This is a genomic window from Armatimonadota bacterium (assembly GCA_020354555.1).
GTDB lineage: Bacteria > Armatimonadota > Hebobacteria.
On record CP070648.1, the window covers coordinates 3,099,003 to 3,114,509 of the forward strand.

12 protein-coding genes are annotated in these 15,507 nt (G+C 66.2%); 8 read left to right on the top strand and 4 right to left on the bottom strand.

Annotated elements, in window-relative coordinates; all coding sequences use genetic code 11:
• Window positions 1–174: 174 nt before the first annotated feature.
• The 3 genes from JSV65_12660 to JSV65_12670 are packed head-to-tail and all read right to left on the bottom strand — an operon-like array spanning window position 175 to window position 3,287.
• On the bottom strand, window positions 175–1,404 hold the full coding sequence (locus tag JSV65_12660) for a tyrosine--tRNA ligase (GenBank protein ID UCH33419.1): 1,230 nt from the start codon (window positions 1,402–1,404) through the stop codon (window positions 175–177).
• Between the two features lie 49 nt (window positions 1,405–1,453).
• Window positions 1,454–2,461 carry a 2-hydroxyacyl-CoA dehydratase gene (locus tag JSV65_12665; GenBank protein UCH33420.1) on the bottom strand — a complete coding sequence of 336 codons (1,008 nt, stop codon included), beginning with the start codon at window positions 2,459–2,461 and terminating at the stop codon, window positions 1,454–1,456.
• A 52-nt stretch (window positions 2,462–2,513) separates the two neighbouring features.
• Entirely contained in the window at window positions 2,514–3,287 is a 774-nt protein-coding gene (locus JSV65_12670) for a hypothetical protein (protein ID UCH33421.1), read from the bottom strand.
• A gap of 239 nt (window positions 3,288–3,526) precedes the next feature.
• Between JSV65_12670 and JSV65_12675 the strand changes: the two genes are divergently transcribed.
• The 7 genes from JSV65_12675 (at window position 3,527) to JSV65_12705 (ending at window position 12,610) form a co-directional block, all read left to right on the top strand.
• Window positions 3,527–3,949 carry a PaaI family thioesterase gene (locus JSV65_12675; protein ID UCH33422.1) on the top strand — a complete coding sequence of 141 codons (423 nt, stop codon included), beginning with the start codon at window positions 3,527–3,529 and terminating at the stop codon, window positions 3,947–3,949.
• 56 nt (window positions 3,950–4,005) lie between these two features.
• Window positions 4,006–5,100, top strand: a complete 1,095-nt coding sequence (locus JSV65_12680; GenBank protein UCH33423.1) for a hypothetical protein — start codon at window positions 4,006–4,008, stop codon at window positions 5,098–5,100.
• 173 nt (window positions 5,101–5,273) lie between these two features.
• Window positions 5,274–6,623 carry an exonuclease SbcCD subunit D gene (locus tag JSV65_12685; protein ID UCH33424.1) on the top strand — a complete coding sequence of 450 codons (1,350 nt, stop codon included), beginning with the start codon at window positions 5,274–5,276 and terminating at the stop codon, window positions 6,621–6,623.
• Window positions 6,624–8,414 carry an SMC family ATPase gene (locus JSV65_12690; protein ID UCH33425.1) on the top strand — a complete coding sequence of 597 codons (1,791 nt, stop codon included), beginning with the start codon at window positions 6,624–6,626 and terminating at the stop codon, window positions 8,412–8,414.
• 99 nt (window positions 8,415–8,513) lie between these two features.
• Window positions 8,514–9,200 (top strand): hypothetical protein, encoded by a 687-nt coding sequence (locus JSV65_12695; GenBank protein UCH33426.1) that lies wholly within the window; start codon window positions 8,514–8,516, stop codon window positions 9,198–9,200.
• A gap of 106 nt (window positions 9,201–9,306) precedes the next feature.
• The gene (locus JSV65_12700; protein ID UCH33427.1) at window positions 9,307–10,470 is read left to right on the top strand and encodes a hypothetical protein; all 1,164 of its coding nucleotides are present in this window, start codon (window positions 9,307–9,309) and stop codon (window positions 10,468–10,470) included.
• An 82-nt stretch (window positions 10,471–10,552) separates the two neighbouring features.
• The gene (locus tag JSV65_12705) at window positions 10,553–12,610 is read left to right on the top strand and encodes a DUF4038 domain-containing protein (protein UCH33428.1); all 2,058 of its coding nucleotides are present in this window, start codon (window positions 10,553–10,555) and stop codon (window positions 12,608–12,610) included.
• A 224-nt stretch (window positions 12,611–12,834) separates the two neighbouring features.
• Here the strand turns inward: JSV65_12705 and JSV65_12710 are convergent, their stop codons facing one another.
• Entirely contained in the window at window positions 12,835–14,145 is a 1,311-nt protein-coding gene (locus JSV65_12710) for an alpha-glucosidase/alpha-galactosidase (protein UCH33429.1), read from the bottom strand.
• A gap of 310 nt (window positions 14,146–14,455) precedes the next feature.
• On the opposite strand from JSV65_12710, the gene JSV65_12715 reads away from it, so the two are divergent.
• Window positions 14,456–15,490 carry a hypothetical protein gene (locus tag JSV65_12715; GenBank protein ID UCH33430.1) on the top strand — a complete coding sequence of 345 codons (1,035 nt, stop codon included), beginning with the start codon at window positions 14,456–14,458 and terminating at the stop codon, window positions 15,488–15,490.
• Window positions 15,491–15,507: the final 17 nt, after the last annotated feature.

Here is a 15,507-nt window from a genome sequence, read left to right on the forward strand (position 1 = left end):
ACCTTAGTCCATCGGTAATTATAGCATACGCTCCCGCGGTGTCAAGCGATATTACAACAAATATTTTCCACAGTCCTGCGCCGAGGGCGCCGCATATCCTCACTCGATGCGCGCGGCCCCTGACAGCGACCGCGGTCACGCCTCGGGGGCCCTGGCGCCCCGCGGCGGCAACGCTCACGACCGAAACGACAGCACAGCGACACGCCGCTTGCCGATCCGCAGGAGCATCCCTTCCCGCAGAGTCACTTCTTCCTGTGGATTCTCCACTTTTCGGTCGTCAATCCATACCCCGCCCTGCCCGATGAGGCGTCTTGCTTCGCTGTGCGAAGGCGCCAGTCCGGTAAGGTGGAGTGCCTTTGACGCCCACACGGCAGAGCCCTCGAGCGTCCGATCGAGCTGGACACGCTCGGCGGCCTCCAGCAGCGTGTCGCGGTCAACCTGCTTGCCGCCGGCGAAGAGGCGCTGGAACGCCTCCTCCGCCTCACGGGCGGCCTGAGCGTCGTGATAGAGCGTGACGATTTCCCGGGCGAGGCGGGCTTTGGCGTCACGCGGGTTGAGTTCGCCGCGCGCCATGGCCGCCTCCATCGCGCGGATATCCTCCTCGCTCACGTCGGTGCACAACTCCAGGTACGTCACGGTGTGTTCGTCGGGCAGCGACATGAGCTTGCCGTACATCTCGTCCGGCGGTTCGGATATGCCGATGTAGTTGCCGAGGCTCTTGCTCATCTTCTGCGTGCCGTCGGTACCGACGATGAGCGGGCGGGTGATGACGACCTGGCTCGCCTGCCCGATGTCGCGCTGCATTTCGCGCGCGAGCAGGAAGTTGAATATCTGGTCGGTGCCGCCCAACTCGATGTCGGCCTCGATGGCGACGGAATCATAGCCCTGGAATATGGGGTAGAGCATCTCGTGGACGCCGAGCGGTTGGCCGGCGGCGTAGCGCTTGGCGAAATCGTCGCGCTCCAGCATGCGTGCGACGGTCGTCTTGGCCGCAAGCCGCACCACGTCCATCGCGTCAAGCCGACTCAGCCATTCGCTGTTGTAGCGCAGTTCGGCCTGTTGCATGTCGAGGATCTTGGACACCTGCGCGGCGTAGGTGTCGGCGTTCTGTTCGATCTCCTCGCGGGAAAGCTGCGGCCGGGTCTTGCTGCGGCCGCTGGGATCGCCGAGCATGCCGGTGAAGTCGCCGATGATGAAGATGATGTGGTGGCCGAGGTCCTGAAGGTCGCGCATTGCGCGCATGGTGACGGAGTGGCCGAGGTGCAGGTCGGGCGCGCTGGGGTCGGCGCCGTACTTGACGCGCAGGGGGCGGCGCTCGCGGAGTTTCGCGAGCAGGTCGTCTTCGGTCACGACGTCAACGGCGTGCCTGGTGATGATCTTCAGCTGTTCGTCGGGTTCGAGCACGTGCGGGATCCTCCAGCTGCGGGCGGGAGGCAAGCTCCTGCCCCACGAGCTACATTGACCGCGCCGCGTGGCGGCGCGCGTGGCGCAGCATCTCCACGAAGCTCTCGACGCGCAGGCGCATGCCCGCGTCCATCGGGCCGGGGCGGTCGCCCTCGAGCGTCAGGATCGGCACGCTGAGGTGCCGCCGGACGATCAGGTCTTCTATCTGATGGAAGCAGAAGTTCTGGGCGTAGTGGATGATGCCCTCTATGCGGCGGCGCTCGACCTCGGCCTTGATGTCACGCAGGCGCCAGAAAACGCCATAGGGATAGGTGTAGAGCCGATACTGCTCGACGAGGTCCGTCGTATCGAAGGGCATGGCGAATTGACGCTGGGTCTCGTTGAACACGACGCGCGCGCCGAGCGCTTCGAGGTGATCGTAGAGGTCGGTGACGATGGGCGGGACGCCGATGTAGCCGAGGCGCAGGCGGTCGGCGTGCAGCGGCGCGGCATCGGAGATGCCGGCGAGGAAGCCGTCCAATTCGCGCTCGAAAGCGCTCGGATCGGACTTCATGTCGCTGCACGTGATCTGGTAGTAGTGATTCTGTTTGCCGGTGACGGCGTCCGACTGCCAGGTCAAGGCGTCAATGCGATGGGCCTTGGCGCGAATGACGTCAAGGCGGCGCTTGGCGTCAGCCACTGCTTCGGGCGCGGCACCGAAGTGCTGGCGCACCTTCTCGATTTGCAGCGCGAGCAAGTCGCGGTCGCGGTCATAGGGATACGCGAAAGGGATGATTTCGATGCCCTGGTCGGCGAGGGTTTCCATCAGCGCACAGGTGTTGGCGCAGTCGCCCTGAGTCACTGCAACGACGTGCGTGAGGCCGAGGTCGAGGGCGGTGGTGTAGATGCCCTTGATCCAGCCACAGAGAGTGCGCGGGAAGCCGGCCAGCTCCGCGCGGTCGAGCATATCGCCGGGGTCGGCGCTGGTGATGAAGACGTTGTTGAGGTCAACCACCGAGCGACCGGTGGCGTAGATGATCTCTATCGGAACGGTGGTGGTGATGCCGACGGGGTTCATGCTGGCCGCATCATAGCAATCGTGCCCAACCGGCGTCAAGGCGCATGCCGAGTCAAGGCTGTCGCAGCCACGAGTTGACTTCCGCTGCCAGGCCTGCCCAGTCGCCCACCAAGACGCCCGCCATGCCGCGCACGGTCGCGGTTTCGCCTGGCGCCAGCTTCGCGGCGATCACCGGCATGAGATGCATGCACGCGTTGCCGGGAAACGGCTCGACATACCGGCACTGAGCGTCCCACCACTGAAAGAAGAGCAGAGAGCCGTCGTGCGATTTCACGGCGCACGCTCGAATGTCGTCGCGCGCGCTCGGCACCCACGAGTACTTGGGGACTGCGTCGGGATTCGGGTCACCAGGGCGGGGGTGCATCGCCACCCAACCGTCGCCGGTGAGGGCTTGCAGCCCGGGCGGCGTCACATTGCTGTACCAATGCCGCCCCTGCAGGTCGCGATCCAGAGGAACCCCGGGCATGAAGTCCCGGTTGCACCAGCCGGGGTCGCCCGGGAGATGGTTCACGGACGCGCAGACGTTGGCCGTCACGTTCGCGAAAGGCCGAGGCGAGGTGTTCGTCACGCTCATGCCGACGAGCATGTCGGAATCGCGGCATTGGATCCTGACGCGGACGAGAAGACCGGCCGACGGCGAGAAAGATCCCTCGGCGGCGTCGCGCTCGAACTGCCAGTCGCCGGTGACGGTGTGACAGCCATTTGCGATTGCTTTGCCGTCCACGACGAGCGCTTCCGGGAGCAGGATGCGAAACGCCGGCGTCTCCTGGCCACCGAAGATGACATCGAAATCGGAGGTATCGGGCGTTTGCTGGATCAGTCTCACGGCAGATTCCTGGGCGGGCGTCGCGGAGCGCGCGCCGTACTGACGCCATCGTAGCGGCATCGCAAGTGACAGTCAAGCGCGGAGCAGCGGCTGGTTGAATCAGCACTGCGGTGACCTGCGACACGGTGGCAGGTCATCGTCGCGGGCACGCTGAAGCAAGAGCCGCTGCAGCGGACGCGGCGCGGCGATGCAACGGGCAGCGCGCTGCCGCGCCGCTCGAATCGGCGAAAGGACACGCCATGGAGCTGCTCGAGAATCCGAAGATGTGCTTCGGATGCGGTAAGGAGAATTCCCTCGGGCTGCGGCTCGAGTTCACCTGGGAAGGCACGGATTGCCTGACTCGTCTGCACGTGAAGCCCGAGTACACGGGCTGGCGCGGGTACCTGCACGGCGGGGTACTCTCGGCGGCGCTGGATGAAGTGATGGGCAACGCGGTGTGGAAGGCCCAATTGCCGGCGATGACGGGGCGTATGACGGTGCGTTACCGCCAGACAGCGGAGGTGGGTGACGACCTCGATCTGCGCGGGCATATAGATAAGGTTGGCGCGCGTATCATTCGCACGGCGGCGGAGGCCCGCCGGCCCGACGGCACACTGGTCGCGGAGGCGGAGGCGTTGTATATTCGGGTGAAGCCGGGCGAAGACGCCCGCAGCACGGACTAGCTGCGGATCAACGTCGCCCGCTGGGGCGACGCGTCGAGGGCCAGAGAAGAGCCTCCATGGTGCTACGGAAACGAATCGCTGCTTGGGGCGGAGCGGTGCTTGGGTGCGGTGTTACCTTGGCGGTGCTGTTCGCGCCCGTAGGCACGCCGAAGCCGCTCGCACATCTTGAAGCCAGCCCGGGGCCGACGCCGCAGTCGGCGATCCGCGTCATCCCATTTGAACTCACGGACTTCCGGCCGACACTGGCTTTCAGACTGGCCACGGATCTTCGGGGGCCGGGTGTGGCGGTGGGCGTGAACGATGCCGACGGCCAACCTCTGTGCAACGCGCAGTGGTTCAGCGGAAAGGACCGCCGGGTGTTCGGCTTCAGACCTCCCGACGGCTTCGCGGCCGGGCGGTACGAACTGCACGTGGTGGAGAACCAGGCGCTTGGACGGTACGCGGTGGATGTGCTGCCGGAGCGGCCCAAGGGTTTTGGGATGTCCCGGTTCTTCGCGTTGATGGGGACGTGGCTGTTGGTGATTGCGGGGCTCTTCGTCCGTTCCCGTATCCTCGCGCGGCGCGGGCATGCGCAGCCGCAATCCGCCGTGCTGAAGCGAGTTGTCCAGTGGATCCTCGCGGCGGTGGTTGTCGGAACCGCTTACGTGCTCGCGCATGAGGGCGGGCATGCTCTCGCGCTGGCGGCGTTCGGCCTCGGTGTCGATTTTCGCCGCAGCGATTTCCTCGGGTTGCACGGGCAGCCCGGTGTCATGGGCATGATCGCTTCACGCGAGCACCTGGCCGCCTGGCAGAATGCGACCATCGCCATGGCCGGGCCCGGCCTGCCGACGCTGCTGGGGTACCTGCTCTTTGCGCTGTGGATCAGCGGTCCCGGGAGGAGGTTGAGGTCGAAGTGGCGAATTGCCGACGAGATATGGTCGGGGCTCGTGGGCGTCTTTCTCTTCGCCCACCTCGGCATGATTCTTGCCGCCACCGGACTGGTCAGCGATGGAGATTACTCCGGGTTCATCCGCAACACCGGCCAGGCACACATACTTGCGAACGTGGCCATAGTGGCTATCGGCGTCATCAATGCAGTGATTATCTATATCGTCGGGCGGCATCTGGTCGAGACGATCCGCAAGCGGTGGCCGGGCGACCGAGTCTCGTGAGCGCAATCCACGCAATCCGCAGATGTCGTTTCCGGAGTGTGACCCTTTTCGGGTCGTGAAGGCGCTGGCCGCGTGGCCGCCCCGACGGATTGGCGGCGGCCCCCACTTTTGGGGATTACAACCTTTCCTGGTTGTTGTTTGACGCCCCCACCCGCCGCTGCTAGAATGGGCGTATGAGGCTGCTGCACCTCGGCGATCTTCACCTCGGCACGGAGAACTACGGCCGGCCTGATCCCGCAACCGGCCTCAACACTCGGCTGTTTGATTTCCTGCGCTGCTTCGACGTCGCCGTGGACCGCGCGATCGAGCGGGAGGCGGACCTGGTCGTCTTTGTCGGCGACGCGTACCGCAGCCGCGAGCCCAACCCAACGCACCAGCGCGAGTTCGCGCGGCGCATCTTCCGGCTCGTGAGCGCGGGCACTCCGGTGCTCCTTCTGGTCGGGAATCACGATCTGCCGTCGCTGCCGGCGAAGGCGAGTTCGCTGGACGTATTCTCGGCGCTGGAGGTGCCGGGCGTTGCCGTGATCCGGCAACCGCAAGTGCTGGACATGGAGACGAAGTCGGGGGTGGTGCGTTGCGCCTGTTTCCCCGCGCTGCCGCGGGCGGCTTTGCTGGAGGACGGCGACCGGCGGCTTGACGCGGACGCGCTGCGACGGACGTTGTCGCGCAGGCTGACGCAGAAGCTCGCCGACCTCGGGGCGAAAGTGGGCGACTTCACGCCCGCCATCCTGGCGGCTCACATAGGGGTGGAGGGGGCGATGGTCGGCTCCGAGGCGAGTCTGGTAAGCGGGACGGAGCCGCTGGTGCCGGTCCAGGCGGTCGCCGATTCGCGGTATGCCTATGTGGCCCTCGGGCACGTACACCGCTTTCAGGAAATGGACGGCGGCCCGCCGCCGGTGGTGTACTGCGGCAGCCTGGAGCGCGTGGACTTCGGCGAGGAGGGGCAGCAGAAGGGCTTCGTGATTGTTGACATCGAGCGCGGCAAGACGAGCTACGAGTTCGTGCCGACGCCGGCGCGGCGTTTCGTTACGATCGAGGTGGCGACCAGAGGTCCGGACGCTACGGCGGAGGTCGAGGCGGCGATAGCGACGGTGGAGGTGGCGGATGCGGTGGTGCGAACGCGGGTCATGATGGATGAAGAGCAGCCGCTGGACGAGGAGCGGCTGCGCGGTTCGCTACGCGACGCGTACGCCGCCCTGCCGATACAGAAGGAGGTACGCTCGCCGCGAGTGGCGCCGCGGGCGCCGGGAGTGGCGGAGCGCATGACGGATCCGCTGGCGGCGCTCGATGAATACCTGGAGCTCCGCGGCGTTTCAGCGCAACGCGCGCGGGACATGCGAGCCAAGGCTGAAGCCATCCTCGCGACCATGCGTCAGGAAACGGAGCCGTCCTTTGGCGCGGCCGAGAGCGAGCTGGATCTGGGGATGAATGAGGCAGACGCAGACACATCCTCCGCGAGTCCCGCGTCCGAGCCGTCTGGCGATGCCGACGCCTCGGACGGCGAGCGGACCGCAGACGCATAGATGATCCCCGTCAGACTATACCTGCGCGATTTCATGTCGTACGGCGAGCCGGGCGAGGAGTTGGACTTCTCGTTCCACACGGCGTGCCTGTGCGGGGACAACGGCAACGGGAAGTCCGCTCTGCTCGACGCGATGACGTGGGCGCTGTGGGGCAGGGCGCCGCGGCTGGAGGGGACGCAGTCAAAGACCGAGGAGGTCATCCGGCGCGCTGACGGAGTGAACGAGGCGCTGGTCGAGTTCCAGTTCAGCGTGGACGATGAGCTGTACCGCGTGCTGCGCCGGCTGCGCCGAGGCCGCGGGCAGACGCTGGAGTTGTACCTGTCCCAAGGCGACTCATGGCGTCCACTCACGGGCGCGACGAAGACGGACACGCAGGGGGTCATCCAATCGCTGCTCGGGCTGGACTATCACACATTCGTGATGTCCTCCTTTCTGTTCCAGGGGCGGGCGGACAGTTTCACCCGGGCGGCGCCGACGGAGCGCAAGGAGGTGCTCGGCGGGATTCTGCGTCTGGATGTGTACGACGAGTTGGCCAAGCGGGCGCGGGATCTTGCGCGCGAGTGTGAGGGGCGGGCGAAACAGTTAGCCGACGAGGTGGAGCGCCTGCAAGCGCAGGCGGACTGCGAAGCCGAAGTAGAACAGCGGGCGCAGGCCGCGGCGGCGGCGCTTGCGGAAGCCGAGAAGTCCCTGGCGCAATGCGACGAAGGCCTGGAACAGGCGCGGACACGCAAAGCGACGGCGGAGCGGGCGGCGGAGGAACTGCGTCGAGTCGAAGCGGGGCTCAAGCAGGCGGTAGCACATGCGGATTCGCTGGCGCGGCAGGAGTCTGGTCTGCGGCGACGAGTCGAGGGCTATCGCGCGGCGCTGGCGGAAGAGGGGGCGGTGCGCGAGGCGATGGCGCGTTTGGAGCAGGCGCGCGAGCGCGATGCCGACCTGAGCGCGCGGCGCGAACAGGCGGCGGAGGCGGACTCCGTCCGGCAGCAGGCGCGTGCGGCGATTGGGGCCGAGCAGGCGCGGCTCGAACAGGAACTGCAGCACGCCGAGAATGCCGTCGCAGAGGCCCGTAAAGCTGCGGGCGAAGCTGACGATGTGGCACGGCAGACGGCGGAATTCGAGAGCCAGATCCGGGCGTGCCAGGATGCGGAGGCGGCGCTCGAGTCGTGTCGTGAGGAGATGGAGCGGCTGCGCACGAAACGGGCGGCGGACGAGCAGACCGAGCGCGCGCTGCGCACCGAACTCGCGGACATCGGCGCGCGGCTGGAGGTGCTGGCGAAAGCGTCGGCGCGCTGCCCGTTGTGCGAGCAGGCGCTTGGGGATGAACTAAGGAAGCGGTTGCTGACCGACGCACGGTCGCTTGCAGACAGCAAAGAGGCATCTGCGGACGAGCTGACGCGGGCGGGCGAGGATGCTGCACGGACGCTCAAGCAGCTCGAAGCGAAGATGAGCAGTATCCAGCCTCACGTTGCGCGGGCGGGTCCGCTGCAGAAGCAGCTGGGCGAACTGCAGCGGAGGGCGGAAGAAGCACGCGCCGCAGGGACGAAGGCGGAGCGATTGGAGCAGCGGGCGCAGGAGCTTCGCCGGATGCTCGAGTCGCAGTCCTTCGCTCCTGAGGAACGGCGCCGATTGACCGCGGCCGAACAGAGACTCGCGGAGACAGCCTACGAACCGGCCGAGCATAGGCGGGTGCAGGAAACGATCCGCGCCCTCGCGGGCACGGAGAAGAAGCTTGGGGCGCTGGAGGCGGCGCGGGCGTCGCTGCCCCAGGACGAGGAGCACCTGGCGCAGGTGTGAGAGAGCCTGAAAGCCGCACAGCAGGGCCTCGCGGAGGCCAAGCAGAGCGGTGACGAGCTGCGGCGGCAAGCGGCGGATGCCGGCCCCGCGGCCGCCGCATTGGCCGAAGTGGAGAAGCAGCGGGCGGCCGCGCGACAGCAACGCGACGGACTGGTGGGCGAGCTTGCCGCGCTGCGCGCGGAAATCGAGGCATGCCGCCGCGCGCGCGAGGATGCGGAGCGTTGTCGGCGCCAGCGTGGGTCGGTCGAGAGCGACCGAGTTGTGTATGGGGAGCTGGCGGAGGCATTCGGGCGGCAGGGCGTACAAGCGCTGGCGATCGAAACGGTGGTGCCGCAGCTCGCGGAGGATGCGAACGAACTACTCGGGCGGATGACGGAAGGGCGGATGCGCGTGGACCTGGTGACCCAGCGAGAGCGCGCCGACGGCGGGGCGGCGGAGACGCTCGACATCCACATCGCCGACGAACTCGGGACGCGGCGCTACGAGCTGTACAGCGGCGGCGAGGCGTTTCGGGTGGACTTCGCAGTGCGGGTGGCGCTGGCGCGGCTGCTCGCGCGGCGGGCGGGGGCAAAGCTTCAGACTCTGGTGGTAGATGAGGGATTCGGCACCCAGGACGCGCAATCGCGCGACCGACTGGTGGAATGCGTCAACGCAATCCAGGATGACTTCGAGAAGGTTCTCATCATCACTCACATCGAGGAATTGAAGGACGCGTTCCAGGAGCGCATCGAAGTAACGAAGGACGAGGCGGGCTCTCACATCAGCCGACAGGCCGCGGCGGCGTAAATGCCGCCGTACCCGTGCGCGGCGGCCATGTCGTTTCGCTTCCCGGGGGCGCAGTTTAGGATACATCGCATCACGCGCTATTGGCGCGAGACGGAGGATATGCGGAATGCGTTGGATGAAGGTATTTGTCGTATGTCTCCTCGCGGTCGTGACGACTGCCGCGGCGGCGCAGGAGCCGCAGGTGAACGGGCGGACCTACACCCTCGGGGAGGGGGAAGACGCGATCCCGGTGCTCGAGGTGTGGGGGAGCGGTTACGAGATGGGCTTCGCCCAGGGGCAGCTGCTCGCCGAGCAGGTACGCGACGCGTGCGCGACGGTTGTGCCGGTCATGCTCCAAGGCATGGGGAAGACGCCGGAGCAGGTGGACGAGGTATATCGCCAGCAGGCACCGCACATCCCGCAGCCGTTCAAGGACGAGATGCAGGGCATCGCCGACGGAGCGGGGCTAGCGGTGGAGGAGATTCAGAGACTCAACACGATCCCGGACCTCTCGGAGTTCCACTGCTCCTACTTCGCGGCGTGGGGCGGCGCGGTGAAGGACGGGCATCTGTGGCAGATCCGCGCGCTGGACTACGAGATGGAGGCGGGGATCCAGCGGCACCCGCTGCTGGTGGTGTACGTGCCGAAGGAGGGCAACGGCCTGGTCAACGTGACGTGGGCGGGGATGATCGGCGTCGTGTCCGGCATGAACGAGCGGAAGTTGGCGGTGAGCGAGATCGGCGACAACTTCGGCAACGACAAAGAAACGCTGGACGGCGAGCCGATGCCGTTCGTCCTGCGCGAGGTGCTGCAATACTGCGACACGCTGGAGCAGGCGATTCGACTGGTCGAGACCGCGCGGCGCACGAGTTCGTATCACTACTGTGTCGGCGACGCCAAGGCCAATGACGGGCGGGGCGACGCGCGCGGCTTCGTTACCTGCAAGGATTACTGCAACGTCCACGGCCCCGAGGATCAGCCGCATCCGAAGCAGCTCAAGGAAGTGGTGTACATGTCCATGGGGCTGGACACGCCGCAGGAATGGCCGAAGAGCCATAACGAGAAGCTCTACGAGCGGCTGCAAGCGAACTACGGGCGGATCGACGGCACGGTCGCCGCGCAAGATGTGATGCGCAACGTGAAGACCGGGGACCTGCACGCGGTGGTGTACGACGTCAGCGACCTCAAGTTGTGGGTGGCCAACGCGGAGGGCAAGTCACCGGCCTACAACCGGCAGTATGTCGGGTTCAACTTCGGGGCCTCGATTCATCAGTTCCGAAAGTACCAATAACGCGGCCGTCGAGCCAGTGGCGCGCCTCGACTGGCAGGGACCCGAGGCGATGCCGTGAGGCCCGAGTCTGGGAGATGGGATCATGAGCCCCCGGGGCGCTCGATATAGCGCGGTGTGGTGTCTCGTCATGCTGGCATGCGCCAGTGTGGGGTTGGCGCGACCGGCGGAGCCCGAAGGGCTGAAGGTCAGCGACCACGGCCGCTTCCTGGTTCGTTCGGATGGAACGCCGTTCTTCTGGCTGGGAGATACTGCTTGGGAACTCTTCCACAGGCTCGATCTGCCGGACAGCGAGCGCTATCTGCGGGACCGGGCGGAGAAGGGTTTCACAGTCATCCAGGCCGTGGTTCTGGCTGAGTTCGGCGGGCTCACCGTACCCAATGCGAATGGCGACCTGCCGCTGCTGGACGGCGACCCGACGCGGCCCAACGAGCGCTACTTCGCGCACGTGGACGCGGTGGTCGAAGCGGCCGCGAGGCTCGGCCTGTACGTCGGGATGCTGCCGACTTGGGGCGACAAGTGGAACGTCAAGTGGGGCGCAGGCCCGGAGATCTTCACGCCCGAGAACGCAGCGATCTACGGCGAGTTCCTTGGGCGCCGCTACCGGGACCAGCCCATCATCTGGATCCTCGGCGGCGATCGGGCGCCAGAGAACGAGCGGCATCTCGCCATCGTGCGCGCCATGGCAGCGGGGTTGCGCCGCGGCGACCGGGGAAGGCACCTGCTTACCTACCATCCACCCGGCGGGCGAAGCTCCGGGCAGTGGTTCCACGGAGACGACTGGCTCAGCTTCAACATGATCCAGAGCGGACACCATGCGCGCAACAACCCGAACCACCGCATGATCGCCACCGACTACGCGCGCACTCCCCCCAAGCCGTGCCTCGACGGCGAGCCGTGCTATGAGCAGATCCCGATCCAGTTCAAGCCGGCCCTCGGGCGCTTCGACGACCTCGACGTGCGAAAGGCCGCCTACTGGGCCGTTTTCGCGGGCGCCCACGGCCACACCTACGGCGCGAACGGCATCTTTCAGTTCCACCTCCCTTCCCGGCCGGGCGAGTTCGGTGCCGTTGTCCCCTGGCAGGAGGCACTGTCCTTTCCCGGCGCGGGACAAATGCGCCATCTGCGCGCGCTGATGGAGTCGCGGCCTTTTCTCACTCGCATTCCCGATCAGACCTTGGTTGTGCCAGAGGCGCCGCGGCAGGGGCAACTGACCCATCTCATCTATACTCGCGCGGCTGATGGCCTCGCGGTGCTGTACGTGAATGGCCGGCCGGAGGCGACGCAGCGGGTGCCGGGCGGGCTGGGGAATTGGGATGCCAAGCTTCGACTCGCTCTCGCCAACGAGTTCACGCAAGATCGGCCGTGGCGCGGGGAGTACCGCCTGGTCGCGATCTACGACCGGGCGCTTGCTGCCAGCGAGGCCGCGACGCGGTTTCGGGCGGGACCGGGGGCGTCGCCACAGAGCGCGCTTGCACTCTACACCTTCACCGAGGGCGAAGGAAGCGTGGTCAAGGACCGCTCCGGTGTTCCCGCCGGCCTCGATCTTCACATCAGCGATCCTTCTGCCGTCGCGTGGCTCAAGGGCGGAGGCCTCGAGGTTCGCGCGCCCGTGCTCATCGCCTCGGATGTGCCGGCCAGAGAACTGACGGCCGCCATCGCGAGGTCGGGGGCCATCACCATCGAGGCCTGGATCACACCGGCCGATGACGCACAGACCGGACCTGCGCGCGTCGTGACGCTCTCGCGGGATACCGGTTGGCGCAACCTCACGCTCGGCCAGCAGGGCGATGGGTATGAGGTGCGCCTGCGCACAACAGAGACTTCCGCAAACGGCTTGCCCGGGGTGGCGACTGGCGGACGGGAGGTGCTCCACGTGCAGGCGACGCGGGACGCGACAGGCTCCTACGCGATGCTCTACATGGCCACGGGCGGCCAGACGGTGACAGTGGATTCCAGCAAGCTATCGGGCAAGCGACTGAGGGCCTGGTGGTGCGATCCCCGCACGGGCGCGGCAACGGCGGCTGAGGGCGACTTCCCAGTCGGCGGCCAGCTTCAGTTCACCTCGCCAAGTGATGGGCCGGACTGGGTGCTGGTGCTCGACGACGCGGCGAAGCGCTATCCACCCCCCGGGAGACGGTGAGTCGCCTCCACCCTGGATTATTCATACTGCCGTTGAGCAGTGTGGATCTTGCATGTCACGCGCGCGGATGACTGATGCGCGGCTAGCCCGGATTATTCATGACGAGTTCCGGTCGTGCGCATGCTGCCGATCACGAGTGTCATGAATTGTCCGCACGCAATTACGTGTCGCCGATGCAGCAGCCATCTCGCCGACGCGCGTTGGACTATGATGGATAATTCAGGCTAGGCGAACGCCGGGAGATAGTCTTTCTGCAGCTCCAGCATGTGGTCGAGCATCTGCTCGGCGTTCGCGACCGAGTTGACGACGGGATCCAGAAGCAGGGCCTGGAGCAGGAGATTTCGCGAGCGCTCCCGGTAGGCCTCGACCACGAGCTTCTGAATTGATGCCTGCGTGCGGCAGAACGCCAACAGCGCCTCGGGGATCGGCGGCAGCTCCAGGGGATGGATTCCGCCGCCGTCCACCAACGCCGGGACCTCGACCACCGTATCGGCCGGAAGGCCTGCGATATGCCCCTCGGAGTTGGGCACGTTCACCGCCTCCGCGCGGAAGCTCCGATCGAGCGCGATGGCGAGGATGATCACTATCGCCAGTTCCCCGCTCCGGCGCAGCACCTTGTCATCGAGCGGCTTCTCGCCGCTGACATACGGCTCCAACCAATCCGGTCCCGGCTTTTCGTCTTGCAACGGCACCTGGCGGCTCTCAAGTCCGTAGTGCCATCGCAGTCCCGTGAACTCGTGCGCGAAGGAGAGATACTCACCGATGTGGTCGTCTGAGGGATAGGTATAGAGCCCGAACACTTCGACCATCTTCTTCACCAGCGGCGGCATGCTCGGGCAGTCCGGGTCCGACAGGGCCCGTTCGCGCAGGCGCGGGTACAGGTCCTCGCCGGTCCGCTTGTCCGCGAGCTTGAGTACCCAGTAGAAGTGGTTCAAGCCGCCGGACAGGAAGTCTATCTCCTCCACCGGCTTGTCGAGGATCCGGCTCGCGCCGCCCAGGGAGCTGAAGACGCCGTGGCACAGTCCGACGGATCGTATCTTCGTCATATCCGACACGGCCCGGATGATGCGTGACTCCGGGTTGGTGTAGTTCAGGAGCAGCGCGTCCGGGCATAGCTGCTCCATGTCGCGGCAGATCGGGATCATCAGTTCGTAGTTGCGCAACGCGTGGAAGATCGCCCCGGGGCCGCCGTTCTCGCCCAAGACGTGCTTGAAGCCGTAGGCCAAAGGCACCCTGAAGTCCTGTTCCCACAGCGGGTAGCGCTTGATGGCGACGGAGGTGATGACGTAGCTCGCGCCAGCCAGGGCTTCGCGGCGGTCGCCGGTCATCTCCACCTTTACGTTACACCCGAAGTGCTCTCGGACGAGCAGCGCGAACTTGTGCATCCGCTCCAGCTTCGCCGGATCGGTATCCACGAGCACGAGGGTGCAGTCGAGTTCGTTGACCTCCGGCGCGGCGAGCAAATCCACCACGGTTCCTCTTCCGAATCCGCTCCCGGCGCCGATTGCGACTATCCTTAGCGGCGATCTTGCCACTTCGTTTCCTCCTTGGTGACCGACATGCTGGGCGACCGCGTCAGGTGCATGGCGCGGACCCGCAGCGATTTTCGCCGGGCCGGCGGCGCTTCCCTGCGACTCGTGGGATACCACACTGGATGCGCGCGGCCACCGGCCGTGTTTCGGATCAAGGCGCGTTCGCATCCGCGGATACCAGAGGATGAAGAGGCCGGACGAGGGCGGATACGGGACGGGCATTCCCGTTGACATTTGCCGTGCTTGCCGTCTATTCTGGGTTATTCGTGGGCCAGAGCGCGTCCGCGGGGGTGCCCTAGGAAAGGATGGAGATTTGACGAGCAGAGAGAGAGTTATACGAGCCATCGAGTTTCGCGGGCCGGACCGGATCCCGATATCGCATGGGCTGCTGCCGGGGGCGATCGACAACTATGGGGACGAGCTGCGAGATGTGTTCCGCAGGTACCCCGGCGACTTCCCCGGCCAGAGCGGCGAATACCACGGCACCGAGAATAACCCCCATTACCAACGCGGCGAGGAGACGGACGACTGGGGCTGCACGTGGGTCAACCTCGGCCTGGGCACCGAGGGACAAGTGCGGGGGAACCCGCTCGCCGACTGGGGCGCGCTCGACACGTATCGTCCGCCGGACCCATACGCGGGCGAGTGGCCCGAGCGGTGGCAGGAGCGCACGGATCACGAACGGTACGTGACCATCGGCGCCGGGGGCGGGCGGCTGTTCGAGCGCATGCATTTCCTGCGCGGGTACGATCGGCTGCTGATTGACATAGCGGAGCAGCGCCCTGAGGTGGAGGCCCTGCGCGACCTGGTGTTGGATCACACGCTGAAGCGACTTGTGCGCCAACTCGAGAGCTACGACTGCGACGGGGTGTCATACATGGACGACTGGGGGACGCAGGGCCAGCTCATGATCCGCCCCGAGCGGTGGCGTGCTCTGTACAAGCCGGCGTACCAGAAGATCGCGGACCTCGTGCACGGCGCGGGGAAGCACTTTCATTTCCACAGCGACGGGCACATCATGGAGGTCGTGGACGATTTCATCGAGGTCGGCGTTGACGTGCTCAACCCACAGTTCTCTTGCATGCCGATGGAGGAGTTGGCGGCGAAGTGCCGGGGGCGGGTGTGCATTCGCAGTGATATAGATCGCCAGTACGTGCTGCCGTTCGGGACGCCCGCGGAGGTGCGCGAATACGTGCGCCGCGTATGCGAGTTGTTCGCCTCGCCGGCCGGGGGTCTGATCGGGCATGGCGAGGTGGGCCCGGACGTGCGCCCGGAGAATGCGGAGGCGATGCTGAAGGCGTTTCTCGATTTCAGCCCCGCGGCACCAGAGGGCAGCGGCGGACGATAGCCGCGACTGCCGTATCT

What these genes read in the sequence shown, in the direction of transcription:
- JSV65_12665 (UCH33420.1), bottom strand. Translation starts at nt 2,461, where the DNA reads ATGAACCCCGTCGGCATCACCACCACCGTTCCGATAGAGATCATCTAC.
- JSV65_12705 (UCH33428.1), top strand. Translation starts at nt 10,553, where the DNA reads ATGAGCCCCCGGGGCGCTCGATATAGCGCGGTGTGGTGTCTCGTCATG.
- JSV65_12680 (UCH33423.1), top strand. Translation starts at nt 4,006, where the DNA reads ATGGTGCTACGGAAACGAATCGCTGCTTGGGGCGGAGCGGTGCTTGGG.
- JSV65_12675 (UCH33422.1), top strand. Translation starts at nt 3,527, where the DNA reads ATGGAGCTGCTCGAGAATCCGAAGATGTGCTTCGGATGCGGTAAGGAG.
- JSV65_12690 (UCH33425.1), top strand. Translation starts at nt 6,624, where the DNA reads ATGATCCCCGTCAGACTATACCTGCGCGATTTCATGTCGTACGGCGAG.
- JSV65_12700 (UCH33427.1), top strand. Translation starts at nt 9,307, where the DNA reads ATGCGTTGGATGAAGGTATTTGTCGTATGTCTCCTCGCGGTCGTGACG.
- JSV65_12685 (UCH33424.1), top strand. Translation starts at nt 5,274, where the DNA reads ATGAGGCTGCTGCACCTCGGCGATCTTCACCTCGGCACGGAGAACTAC.